Annotated in this window: 10 protein-coding genes; 1 reads left to right on the top strand and 9 read right to left on the bottom strand. The window is 41.7% G+C overall.

The features are described 5' to 3' along the window. Nucleotides 1–95: 95 nt before the first annotated feature. On the top strand, nucleotides 96–1,331 hold the full coding sequence (locus DZ860_RS00500) for an ROK family protein (protein ID WP_120028958.1): 1,236 nt from the start codon (nucleotides 96–98) through the stop codon (nucleotides 1,329–1,331). Nucleotides 1,332–1,494: 163 nt separating this feature from the next. Here the strand turns inward: DZ860_RS00500 and DZ860_RS00495 are convergent, their stop codons facing one another. From DZ860_RS00495 to DZ860_RS00455, 9 genes are all read right to left on the bottom strand, one after another. Beyond that, nucleotides 1,495–2,124, bottom strand: coding sequence for a class II aldolase/adducin family protein (locus tag DZ860_RS00495; RefSeq protein ID WP_120028957.1), 630 nt, complete (start codon nucleotides 2,122–2,124; stop codon nucleotides 1,495–1,497). A gap of 2 nt (nucleotides 2,125–2,126) precedes the next feature. After that, complete coding sequence (locus DZ860_RS00490; RefSeq protein ID WP_120028956.1) at nucleotides 2,127–3,302, bottom strand: iron-containing alcohol dehydrogenase; 1,176 nt, start codon at nucleotides 3,300–3,302, stop codon at nucleotides 2,127–2,129. Next, a complete protein-coding gene (locus DZ860_RS00485; protein ID WP_120028955.1) occupies nucleotides 3,289–4,824 on the bottom strand; it encodes an FGGY-family carbohydrate kinase in 1,536 nt (511 codons plus the stop codon). The genes DZ860_RS00490 and DZ860_RS00485 overlap by 14 nt, the downstream gene beginning before the upstream one ends. A gap of 74 nt (nucleotides 4,825–4,898) precedes the next feature. Further along, complete coding sequence (locus DZ860_RS00480) at nucleotides 4,899–6,227, bottom strand: Na+/H+ antiporter NhaC family protein (protein WP_120028954.1); 1,329 nt, start codon at nucleotides 6,225–6,227, stop codon at nucleotides 4,899–4,901. Between the two features lie 21 nt (nucleotides 6,228–6,248). Continuing rightward, complete coding sequence (locus DZ860_RS00475; protein ID WP_120028953.1) at nucleotides 6,249–7,286, bottom strand: NAD(P)-dependent oxidoreductase; 1,038 nt, start codon at nucleotides 7,284–7,286, stop codon at nucleotides 6,249–6,251. 550 nt (nucleotides 7,287–7,836) lie between these two features. Next, entirely contained in the window at nucleotides 7,837–10,935 is a 3,099-nt protein-coding gene (locus DZ860_RS00470) for a DUF748 domain-containing protein (RefSeq protein ID WP_120028952.1), read from the bottom strand. A 490-nt stretch (nucleotides 10,936–11,425) separates the two neighbouring features. Continuing rightward, nucleotides 11,426–11,677 carry a DUF2999 family protein gene (locus DZ860_RS00465; protein WP_120028951.1) on the bottom strand — a complete coding sequence of 84 codons (252 nt, stop codon included), beginning with the start codon at nucleotides 11,675–11,677 and terminating at the stop codon, nucleotides 11,426–11,428. Nucleotides 11,678–11,732: 55 nt separating this feature from the next. Continuing rightward, nucleotides 11,733–12,287, bottom strand: a complete 555-nt coding sequence (locus tag DZ860_RS00460; protein ID WP_120028950.1) for a BMC domain-containing protein — start codon at nucleotides 12,285–12,287, stop codon at nucleotides 11,733–11,735. Nucleotides 12,288–12,310: 23 nt separating this feature from the next. Next, nucleotides 12,311–13,495, bottom strand: coding sequence for an acetate/propionate family kinase (locus DZ860_RS00455; protein WP_165862820.1), 1,185 nt, complete (start codon nucleotides 13,493–13,495; stop codon nucleotides 12,311–12,313). Between the last annotated feature and the right edge of the window lie 5 nt (nucleotides 13,496–13,500).

Below are 13,500 nucleotides of genomic sequence, written 5' to 3'. Positions count from 1 at the left end.
TTCGGATCAATGAAACGCTGTACGGATTGAATAACTCCGTATAGAATCACGTAGTGCGACAATTAGAGATATAAAGTTAAAGGTAGATAAACGTTATGGATAGTCCAATTATTACAACCACTGGGTTGCTACAAGAGATGACAAAAATTGGCAGGGTAAAGAAACGTGACGTTGATAAATTTTCTATCTTTAACACTCTTATTCTTAGTGATCGCACCACACATAAAACCTTACAGAAACAACTTCAAATTAGACCCAACTCCATTAGCAAATACATTGACGAATTGATCGAGGTCGGCCTCGTGTCAAAGGAAAGTGCGACTGGAGAGGGTAATCGAGGTCGGCCTGTTACTTACCTAAGCATGAACAAAGACCGACTGGTCGCTTTAACCATTACCATTCATTCCCGAACACTCACATTACGTCTTATCAATAGTACCTCTGAGGTATTAGCAGAACATCGTCTGTCCATCCCCTACGATATAACCAATGAGGGAATGAATCGAATTCTCGATGACAATATCAGTCGCCTAATCGATTCGACACCTCTCACTTACCCATTGTGTGGCATGGTATTTTCGTTGCCTGGTTGGGTTGATCAAAAGAAAAAGCTCTGGGGACGAACAGCTCGATTTGAACATATTAGTGATTTAGATTTTTCCCACTATGAAGACCGTTATGGCGTTGAAGTGAGTGTCCGACCGATTCATGACACGGTTTTAAATTACCATATTCGTAATGATGATCGCTTTTCTAAAGGGAGTGTTGTGATGCTGTCATGGGGATGGCGGATTATCAACGGGTTAGGTATTGATGGCAAAGTCTTTCACCATATTGAACGACAGTTTGGTCATATTGGGCATAATATTGTTAACCTTGGCCCTACCGCTAAACAATGCAATTGTGGTTCTTTTGGTTGTTTAGAAACAGAAGCATCACAATGGGCATTGTTAGAAGAACTTCGCCATCATTTAGGTGATGTACCAGCGGATGAAATTGCATTTGCTCACTTTATTGAGCAGTGTGATGTATCAAATTTAGAGTGTATCGATAACGCATTGAATTATATCGTGGTTGCTCTGGTTAACTTATCAAGAATGTTTTATTCCGATCACATCATCCTAACCGGGGCATTTATTCATAACCCATGGATATGCGAGCAAGTCATGAAACGTTGGAATGACGCGACTCAGCACATTAGCACGCCTTGGCCTAACTTAACCTTAAGCCTATCTGCACACTATGAGTCAGAAGTTGGTTCTGTTTACCCGATTTTTGAAAAAACGATTAGACGTTTAATTGATGTCAATGATGGGGTTAAGATTAAGTAACATAAAGTCAGTCACTCATTCGATTTTACTTGGCAGCCTAAGATACTCAGCTCAACAGCAATAATCTAATAATGTCCCTAACAATGACTTAATAATGACTTGGGGATATTCGTTAAGAATCTCATGCTATCTACATAATGAGATAGCATGAGAAATGAGATGATTACCAGTTATCTAATTCAAGTTGTTGTTCACTGGTTAATTGACTAACGCCGCCTAAAATCGCAGCATTGATCGTCATTTTAGCCGAGGCTTCCAACAACTCCATTCGGTCATAAGCTGACAACAAGTTTGCACCAACGGTGGTGATGCCATGGTTTTTCATCACCACCACATTGGCTTCTTTCACGGCGTTACCAACAATTTTTGATAGCTCTACCGAGCCCATCAAAGCGTATGGGGCATAACACACTTTTCCAAGAACCAGATAAGACTCTGCCGTCAGCGCGGTATTGATTTTCTGTTCTACTGCTGTAAACGTGGAAGCCATCACTGGATGCGCATGCACGATGGCTTTGACATCCGGACGTTGACGATAAATCTCCAAATGCATCCCTGTTTCAATACTGGATTTTAAATGTGGCGTTAAGTTAGTCCCATCGATAGTCACTAAGCCAATTTCCCCGGCCTCAATCACTCCTTTATCTAAACTCGATGGGGTAATTAATACATGTTCTTCATCTAAACGAACACTTAAATTACCACCAGAACAGGTCGTTAATTGATTCTTGTATAGGCGGCGCATAAAGTATGCAAGTTCTTCACGTTCTGTTTTGCAAGCTTGATAGTTCATAATTAATCTCTTATTAATACGTTAGCCATAATTTGTTTAATGCAGTTTTGATCTAGTTTTTTCCTTTCGCCCAATGTTTGACCGTTAAATTGAGCAACGACGCAATCAACCACTGTTTCTGATTCGTTAGGATCAATAAACTCAAAAATATTGTCATTGACCCCCATTTCTTTGAAGAAGCCGCTAATAAGCCTAATCACTTCATTAACCACGGTATTAGGATCATCTTGAGCGCCGCATCGCAGCTGGAATACACGTTCTCCCAATTGGAGGATTTTATCGTGCTTATCTGCTTTGGTATAAGCCAGCAACTCAGGTAACACGATCGCCAATGTCGGAGCGTGAGGAATGTTATAAAGTGCCGTGAGAGCATGCCCAATCCGATGCGTTGCCCAATCTTGAGCTACGCCACATGCGATAAGTCCGTTATGAGCCGCTTGTGCAGCCCACATTATCGTTGCTCGTAGTTCATAATCGTTTGGATTATTGAGTAAGTGAGGTCCGCACTCTAATAACGTACTCATTACAGCTTCTGATTGCCGATCTTGCAGTGGCGCATATTCTACCGTCGTCAAATACTGTTCTAGTACATGAACAAAGGCATCAACGACACCATAAGCCGTTTGCTTTTGCGGCAATGTCAGCGTGTACATCGGGTTCATAATCGCAAATCGAGGGAACAGCAGTTCACTGTCTGCCGCGACCTTACTCTGAATATCGTTATTGGTAATCACCATGTTCGGGTTCGCTTCAGAGCCTGTTGCAGGCAATGTACAAATGACACCAATCGGCAACACACTGGTAATTAGACTATTATCAACCATCAAGTCCCAATAACGCTCAACTGGCGAGCTTAATGCGCTACCGATGAATTTAGACGCATCAATGATGGATCCACCACCAACCGCCAATATAAAATCAATCTCGGCACTTTTCACTGATTCAATAATAGTTTCACAATCTGCGACATCCGGGTTTGGACTTATCGAATCGACGATAAATAACTGTTTTTCCGGAAGCAGGCTTTCGATTTTATTCACCAAATCATTCGCTTGGCAGGCGCCTTTGTCACAAACCAAAAGAATGTTGTTATAACCCTCTAGTAATAGGGGTAACTCATCCAAAGACTCTTTACCAAATACAATTTTAGTTGGGTTACAATAATTAAAGTCTTTCATGTTTTGTCCTCTGATTTTTTAAACCATCATGAATCTTCCAAATTCCATCTAGCTGGGTTCTTATTTCTTTATAAACCTCGAAATACGCTTCATATATATCGGTATTGTGCTTATTAGGCGTGAAAGCTCGTTGCTCGCCATTAAATTTCGCGATGACTTGCTCTGCGGGACATTCTGGATTCACGGCCATAAATGCATACATGATTGATCCGTTTGAACAAGCCTCACTTTGTTTGGCAATCACAACACTTCGACCAGTACAATCCGCAATAATTTGCGGCCATATTTCGGACTTGGCACCACCACCCGCTAACAGTATTCTTCCTGTTCCCTCGCCAATACAATCTCGAATCGAGAACGCCACCCCCTCATATACCGACTTAAGCATATCCCAACGGGTTGTTTTGGTATCAATGCCGAAAAACTGCGCTTTGGCACCGGGATTATTAAACGGAGCCCGTTCGCCCGCCTCCGCAATATAAGGATGGAAAATGACGCCCCTAGAAACAGGGTCAAGTGCTTTAATATTGGCTTCTATAAACTCAAATACATCGCTTCTTTGACGCTCGCTCTCCGTTAGCAAAGAGCCAATTGCCCAATCAAGATTTGGCGTACCAGCCATTGCTGCGTTCACATTAACAACGAGACTTGATGGTTCAAAGCACTCCCAACCGCCTGACGTATTTGAGTCATATTTGGGTGCTTGATACAAAGATTCACAACAACAGGTCGTTCCAAGGATAACGCATGTATCCCCTTGTTGATGGGCCCCCATTCCAAATGCGGTCGCGACAATATCGAGAGCCCCAGTTGCAACCGGTAGCCCCTCTGGTAGGCCCGTCATTTGAGCCACTGTCGACTGCACATAGCCGGCAATATCATTGCTCGGTCTTAAAGCAGGCAGAGCTTGTTTCACTTCCTCGATATCAAGTGCAGCCAACAAGTCATGCGCCCAACCTTTAGTTTCGAGAGACAACATGGACGTGGAAGCATCGCTCGGATCGCTGCTAAAAGCCCCCGTCAAACAGTATCGAATCCAATCTTTACACCAAAACACCGTCTTAATGCGATCATAAGTGTTGCGCTCATGCTTTTTAAACCATGCCAGCAACACAGATGTAGCACCACTAAATGGCACACTGCCAGTAGTGTGTTGATAGATTTGCTTAACACCCTCATGGTTTAGCCATTGAGAAGCCGTTCTTGATGCTCGGCCATCATTCCACAATATTGCAGGTCCAATCGGTTGATTGTACTCATCAAGAGCCCATAACCCCTCACCTTGCCCAGAGACTGACATTGCAGCCAAGCACGCACTATTTTGCTCTGATAAAACGGTTTTTATCACCGTACAACAACGTTCAAATAACCCATGCATATCAGTCTCAGAATAGCCATCCTCAGTAATGGTAGGCGGATTCCTAACTTCTGCTTTAGCCACTTCGTTACCATGACTATCGACCAATATTGCTTTAATATTCGTCGTACCAACATCCAATCCTAGAAAAATTGAATTTTCCATCCGATAAACCTTCTAAAAATAAAAAACTCACACTATCTCAACGAATTTTCCGATACATCACTGCCAATTAGTTATCATTGATTCAATATTGCTTGTTTTGATTCCGTTTGTTTTATTGGAAATTTAGGAAAACCAAATGCAATGGATATTAATCCCATAACAAGAATCAACATGGGATAAAAAGCATAAGGCACAATAGCGATAGGCGATATTGCCGCTAATCCAGCCACCGCGAGGTACTGGCCTCCATAAGGAATTAATCCTTGAAAACCAGCGGCGAAAATATCCAGTAATGAGGCAATCCTGCGAGGATCAAGGTCAAACTGATTACCGAGTTTTTTCGCAATTGGACCAGCGGTAACGATAGCTATGGTATTGTTAGTAGTGGCAACATCCAAGGTACTCACTAAAAATGCAATTCCGTATTCAGCGCCACGTTTAGACTTAATTCGATTCGAAATAGATTCAAGCAGCCATTGAATACCGCCATATCGATTCATTAGCCCAACAATACCACCTACAATTAATGCGATAATCGCCAAGTCTTGCATCCACCCCATGCCTTGCTGCAATTTGGTGAACATCTCAACCAAAGTGAATGAATTGTTTAAAAGCCCTATTAAGCAACCAACAAATATACCGATACACAAAACTGCAATGACATTAATGCCAAGCAATGCAGAGACGATAACCGTCAGATAAGGCAACAAAAGAAGCAAATCAAATTCACCGCCCTCGATGATGGCCTTATTAACCTGCATCGACATCAGAGTGACCACAACGCAAGTAATAATCACGGCGGGCAAGACAATCAATAGATTAAATTTAAACTTATCCCGCATTTCGACACTTTGAGTTCGCACTGCGGCGATAGTGGTGTCGGAAATAAACGATAAGTTATCGCCAAATAGCCCACCACCGATTAAAGTGCCTAATGCCAGCTCCCTCGACACACCGGATTGATCCGCTATTTCAATCGCGATAGGCGCTAACGCGACAATCGTCCCCATTGAGGTACCGATCGAAAACGAAATAAAGCAAGCAATAAGAAACAAGCCAACTAGCAAATAGTCTGAAGATATCAAAGAAAGGCCAAAGTTAACCGTTGATTCCACTGCACCAATACTGCCAACAATAGAATAAAACGCACCAGCCAATAGAAAAACAATAACCATGAGAACAATGGTCGCGTCCCCACTCTCTCGGCAGAAAATATCCAATTTTTCAGATAGTGACAACTTCTCGTCTTTTGGGTTCATTGCCAATGCACATATGGTGGCCAACATAAAAGCAACCAACAGAGGCATGGAAGTAAATCCACCAGTAATAAAACCACAAACGGTGATCAGCACTAGGAAAATAATTATGGGTGACAATCCCCAAAAGTTTGGCTTATTTTTCATAATTGATATCTCAGACATAATTTAACGTATGCATGAATACTGTTTAGGTAATCCTCGTAAATACTGATCTATGGATACCATCACCATCCGAGTATGATGAGACACGACATTCCTACTGGCTCCACCTATGTGCGGCGTCAAAATCAGATTGGGTAAATCAATCAAAGCATTTTCATGACCAAGTGGCTCGATAGGAAAAACATCAACCGCCGCACCTTCAATGGTTCGCGATGTTAATGCCTTGAGTAAATCATCATAATTAACCAATGATGCACGCGCCGTGTTGATAAAATAAGCGCTTGGTTTCATTGCGCTAAACACATCTGCGTTAATCATATTTTGGGTCGCATCGGTTTCTTTGGCATGAATACTGATCACATCCGAAGTGGCAATCAGCTCATCAAACTCCACTAACTCTAAGCCCATGTCGCGAACTTTTGAAGGGTCAACATAAGGGTCATAAACTTTGACATTCATAGATAACGCTTTGGCTTTTTCAGCCACAGCTAAACCTATCGCGCCAAGCCCGATAAGACCAAGCGTCGCTTCTGCAAGCTCAAACGCTTTATATTTTTCATAAGGGATAAACGGCAAACTCGTATGTTGCCAAGTCACATCTTTAGTGTTGAACGATAGTTCCGATTCGGGAAGGGTGATTTCTCTTGAGGTAATGGCCGCCATAGATTGTGGAATACTGCGGGTAATTCCCAATATTAACCCCAACGTAAATTCAGCAACGGCATTGGCGTTTCTTGATGGTGTATTACACACATCAATATTGTGTGCTTTGCAATATTCAACATCGACGTTGTTTGGTGTACCTCGTGCACATATCACTAACTTTAGCGCGGTGGATGCAGCCAGCACCGCTTTTGTCGTGGGAGAAGAATCGACAATCAGCACATGTGGTTGATGTAAGGTCACTAATTGTTCAAGTTGGGCTTCAGGAAGTTCATCGTCTCCTGACAACGCCGCACCTGCAACAGTCACATCAAAAATTGTCTTAAGTTTATTGACTGCCTCTTGATCCAGCTTACATGTTAATAACGCCTTTTCCATACTAAAACTCCGTCAGTGCATTTTATATCACCAAGTGTTACAAAATAGAGTTATTAATATTGTGATAGAATTCGTATTCCCAATAAACGTCATTTAAAGTTTATTTATTTGTGTATTAGATCACCTGAATAAAAAATAGCAACACCATTAAGCTACTGATAGTTAATGGCTTTATTTTCTATCGATTTGCGTTATAAATATATCTTATTTAATTTAAAAAAATGCAACCTAAGGTGTTATTTATAAAGCATGGCGAGTGCATCGAGAGAATTGATAATTAATTGATAATTTATAAATAATCATCACTTATAGGAAAAACTACCACTCATAAGAATAGCTGTTGCTTACATGAATAATGGTTAGTGAAGCATTCTGTGGCTAAGTGCTCGCTGCTAGCACCAACACCAACACCAACACCAACAAAGCATACCCGTGTGAAATACCAATTTTAAGCCCCAATAAAAAGCCACCGCGTTATTACCAACAACGCGATGGCTCAATAAAGCTCGTTCTAAATACCGTGAGTAAACCGCAGAACGAGTGAAAGACTTTACTTCGCTTCTAGTGAAAGCAGTACGCTGCTGGTGTCTTGCTCAATATCAAATCGACTATCGAGTAAGAACACGCGTGAAGCATCGACTTTTACCACATCAACCAAATACGCTTTTACCATTTGCGCACGTTGCTGAGCCAAATGACCCAGTTCACCCTTATCGATTTCTTGGTGGTTAAGTACCAAGTTATACAAGGCGATGTGCCAGCGTTGGGCAAGATCTTCTGGTGTGAGTTCAACCCCTTTATCTTCTTGCTCCGTCTCTATATTCGCTTTTACTTTAGTGGCTTCTTGACCAAATTCTTCACGGTAAAGCGCCTGTAGCGCGTTTGATAATACGCCACTCGTAGGCATGGTACTCGCACTAAGATTATCTGGTAAGTCAGCTATGGTGATGTTCGCTGTCTCTGCCAACAATTGATTAAACTGTTTAAGTGCAAGTGCTTTACTGTCTGATTCAGCATCCACTGCACCATCTACCGTTAATGTCAGTTTAGGTCGGGTCGCTAACGCCTCACCTAGGGTTTTCAATTTTTCTTGTTCTTGCGCAGTTAACGTATCTGCTCCAGATTCAAAGTTAACAACATTAAGCTCTTCATCAGACCCAGCAAGATCCGAAATAAATGAGAACGGCGCGGTCACAGCTTTAGTAATGATATTAGAGATAGTATTCCAAATAACAGCACCTAAGCTAAACTCGGGATCGTTAACATCACCTGATACTTCAACACCGAGATCTATCACCCCATCGCTATCTTGCAACAAGGCAACCGCCAATTTAATCGGTAAAGAAGTGGCTAAATCACTGTCGCTCGCTTGCCCTAATTGCAATTGATCGATGACAACGTGGTTTGAACCTTTAAGCTGGTTATTTTCTAGTTGATAGTTCAATGCAAGGGTCAACTGACCTTTATCAATGTAGTGGCCTGCGTAAGTACCCGAATATGGGTTTACTGTGGTCAGCTCGACGCTTTTGAAAATAACGTCAAGGTCCAAGTATGGCTGTTCAAGCAGTGGGTTAATCGCGCCTTTTACTTTGACTGGTGCATACTTATCAATATTTCCACTTATGTCTACCGTTGCTTTCGTTCCAGGTACACTTGAAACATGACCAATTTGGCCTTTTAACTGTTCAATACCCGATGAGAAATTTGGCGTTAATGAGTTGTCTGCAAAGAATGCTGAACCGTCATTAAAAGCCACCTTGCGTACACTTAATGCGAATGGCTTCTCTTGAGCTTGGCTTTTCTTGCTCTGATCCTTCTTGCTACTCGATTGAGGCTGAGTCACCATTAGATCACCAATATTAGTGCTGCGATCTTTATTGATCACTACACGGGCATAAGGCTGGCTTAGAGTTAACGTATCAATAGCAAGCGTCGATTTCTGTAAATCAAAATTGAACTTATTGACCGCCAAAGAACGCCATTTAACGAACGGCTTTCTTAATTTATTGTCACGAATCGATAAGTGTTCCAATTGCACGCCACCACTCACGACAACTTTACCCACTGCGTTTGCATCCAACTTGGCTTGAGTGCTCACTTCTCCGTTAGTGAGTGTGGCATTCACCGCCGTAGCCAAATAAGGTTGGAACTGTGCCAGTTTTAATCCTTTCACATCAATATCAGCGAGCAAGGCTTGCTGTTTAGCATCGGTCTCGCCTTTTATGCTGATATCTCCCTTACCATTAACTGAAGTGGAAAAATCAAACGCTATCGGTTTTGATAAATCACTCACAATTTGGCTAGTAGAAAGATTAATCGGAGCAATCACCCATTGATTGGCTTTTTTAGTCGCGACGTTTTCGACAATATTGACCTGATAATCTGAAATTTCAACGCCACCTAACGTTAATAGCCAAGGCGATGCTGTTTCTTCTACGCTGCTTTGTGGTTGTGCCTCTTTTTGGGCGTTAAGCTCATTGCTAGGCTCACGTTGAGAGTCTGTCTTGTCAGTGACTGGTTTTTCAGATAGCGAACCTGTTGGTGTAAATAACCCAACTAAGTCGGCGCCATTTTTATCCAATTTCGCTGAAACATTCAGCCCTTGAGAAGTTATCGAGCCGACATTTACTGCTTGTTTTTCAACGTTCGTTGCGATGTCGTTGATTGCGAGGTTAACCAGCGACACTATCGACTTATCATTGGCATCAAAATTCAGTTGATTCAATTCAAACTGGCCATTCGACGTGATGATGCTCGTGGCATCATCAGCCTCGGTTTGACCTATCGTCTGAGTGATTTGATAGTCTGATGAAAAGCTCACATCGCCTTGAGTGAGTTTTGCTGTGATCTGTTTTTCAATAAATCCCCATAATCGCGGCAATTGAACATGTTGAACATCAATATCACCCACCACTTTCAACGGTTTTAATTGAACTTGGCCAGTAAGCTTAACATTGGCTGAATCCGCATCGGTGATCAGCAATTGATAATGGTTCTTTTGCTCAATATCACTCAATAGGCTTTGAGTAGAAAACTCACCAAGAGCAATACCAATATTTGGGTAACTCAATTGTGTTCCCGTTATCTCATCAAGAAAGCGTACATCTCCACCCGTTAACGCTGTGCGTTTAATCGTGACAGGGAACAATGGCGCATGGCGATCCACGACTTCTTCTGTATTGGTTTTAGGCTCTTGTTGTGGCGAACTATTGCGTGCCACAGCATCAACAATATCGCTGAAATTAAACAATAATTTATCGCTATTATTTAAGCGTTCGAGATTAATATAAGGTTTATCAAGCGTTACATATTCGACCGAAAGAGCAGCATTGAAAATAGATTCCCAAAAGTTCAGCTGAATACCAGCATGGTCGAATTTGATAAATGGAGTCTGATCCTGCTCAAGAATCGCAAACTGTTCGACATCAAACTGAAGTGTAAAAGGATTAATCTTAATGTCGGTAAGTGTGACAGGCCGTTCAATCAATTTAGAAACTTGTGGCCCTACTTGCTGTTTAGCAATGTAAGGGACTAGCAAGCCTAGAATAGCGGCATAAAAAAGATAAGCGCTTAGTGTATACGTTCCCCAACGAACAACTCGTGGAAGAGAACGAAACTGGGCCATGGTGGCTTTAAGTTTGCTCGGCATTATGACTACTACTCCTACGTCTATACCTGTCATACTTGAAATTGCAGCGCGGTAAGCTGCGTTCGTGCGTCCCTATCACATAGTTCAACTATAAACAGAGACTTTCTTACTTGTCGGCGAGCTGCATCTTCAAGTTTCTTGGGTGTATATCGACAGTGATTTGATACTTCTCTGGATAATTGTCAGTTAAAACAACTATCCAGATACGTCTCTACATCCAGTTTCTTTCCAAGGCTTCATTATCAGTCACAACTGTAGCACCAAAGCTAAAAAATTTTATTCTCACGCTCCAGTGATGTCTAGCACTGTCTATCTTGATAGTCGGTTAAAGCAACTATTAATGTACGAACTTGAGATGCAATCGATCGATACAAAGTGTCCTACATTTATGTGGCGATAGCATTAACTCAGGCGAGTAAAAACAAAAAAAGTCGCTAGAAGTATTCGGTAAGAACCCTCTAGGCGACTTTTTATTATGTTGCTGACAGCATTACTTTTGAAGTTGCTCTTTTGCCGCTTCTACTTTTGCGAAATCTAAGCCAAGTTCATTGACCGCTTCTTTGATCAGAGCTGGGTTTTGCATCACTTGTCCCAATAGCAACTGAAGCTTGTCTTGAGGTAAACCCAGTTGACTAATTGTTGCCATTGCCGCAAGAGGGTTTTGTGTCAGTACTTCAAAAAGCTCACTGATTTGTTGATCGCTAATATTGTTCTCTTTCAACATCGCAAGAATCGGGTTCATCACACTACCTTTTAAACACAAAATAAAATAGGCAGGCATTCTAACATAACAACCGTTAAATTCGTTTCCGATTCAGCAATTCTTGACTTGGATTTGCGATGACAGAAGTATGAAGCACTCGACCTTGGCTCTGCGCTGTCTTAGTGGCTATCTCAACAGCAGAAGAAACCGATGCAATATCACCAGTAAAAGTGACGACACCTTTACCACCGATACCAATAGTGGCGTTAATATTCAATATCTCAACATTACTCGACTTCACCACACTATCAGCGGCTTCAATAGCAGATGACAAGGAAAGTGCTTCAATTACCCCAAGTGACGATATTTTAGTTTTGGGTATTTTGCGCTTTTTAATCGCCTCAATAACATCTGGATGAATACGTGATAAAACCAGCTTATCGACGACTCGTTCCCCACCTTTCCGTAACCCTAAATCAATGGCTGAGTGTACCGAAGCGGTGTCGCCCAATATCATCAACATCAAGCGACCGGGACAATGGATCTCATTCCATACAATTTCAATGTTGGCTGATTTAATCATTGCATCAGCGACAGTGTATCCCATCGCTATCGAACTCAACTCAATACAACCTATTGAATTTGACATACTGCACCTCTGCTTTTTGAAATTCACGATGACAACAGTTGATAAGCGTCACGCGCTATCATCAGCTCTTCATCGGTATTAATAACCTTGACCAGTACTTTGCTTTGTTCTGAGCTGATATAACCGTTATTTGAACTTGAATCACCCACTAAATGAACACCAAGATAGCTTAGACTACTGCAGATTTCTCTTCTGACATGATCTGAATTTTCACCTATACCACCAGTAAAGGTAATTAAATCAACTCCATTTAAACTCGCAGCATAAGCACCAATAGTGGCAATCACGCGGTTGATAAACATTTTTAATGCTAGTTGAGCTTGTTTATCTCCTTTGTCTGCCATTTCTTGTACTGTTCGACAATCATTGGATAGTTGTGAAACACCTAACAAACCAGATTCAAAGTTCATTATTCGCACGACCTCTTCGATATCACACTCTTTTACTTGAGCAATATAAGCAGGAAGTGCAGGATCAATATCCCCACAACGTGTTCCCATCATCAAACCCGCAAGCGGGGTAAATCCCATACTAGAATCAACAGACCGACCATCTAACATTGCACAGATACTCGCCCCGTTACCCAAGTGGCAATTGATCACCTTCCAATCATGTTGCTCTGCAAATTCTTGCTTAACCACCAAACTAACGTATTGATGGCTAATTCCATGAAAACCAAACTTACGGATACCAAATTGCTGGTACAACTCATAAGGCAACGGATACAGAAATTTATCCTCTGTCAGTGTTTGATGAAATGCCGTATCAAACACTGCAACTTGAGTTGCGTTGGGTAGCACTTGTTGGAAGATTTTAATACACATTAAGTTATTTGGATTGTGCAATGGTGCTAAATTGCACAGTAAATCAATATCTTGAAGCACTTCTTGGTTAACAATGACGGAGTGATCAAACTTTTCCCCACCATGTGCGACGCGATGACCTACTGCGTAAATATCATCCACATTATCAATAAGATTATGATCTGCTATGAATGACAAAAGAAAGTGAGTCGCATAACTGAAATCTTGCTTTCCGATGAGTTGCTCACAGACACGATCATCGCCATAGCAAGCCTTAAAACACATTTGCTTGGTATTGATCTTATCAAACAGACCAGAGAGTAAGACCTGCTCTTGCGGCATCCCGTAGAGTCGAAACTTCAGAGACGAGCTACCCGCATTAATCGATAATACAAATTTATTCATTTTTC

It is taken from the genome of Vibrio sinensis (assembly GCF_003605645.1).
Lineage (GTDB): Bacteria > Pseudomonadota > Gammaproteobacteria > Enterobacterales > Vibrionaceae > Vibrio > Vibrio sinensis.
The sequence above is the reverse complement of the archived record's forward strand: the minus strand, read 5'-3'. Positions and strand labels throughout refer to the sequence as shown.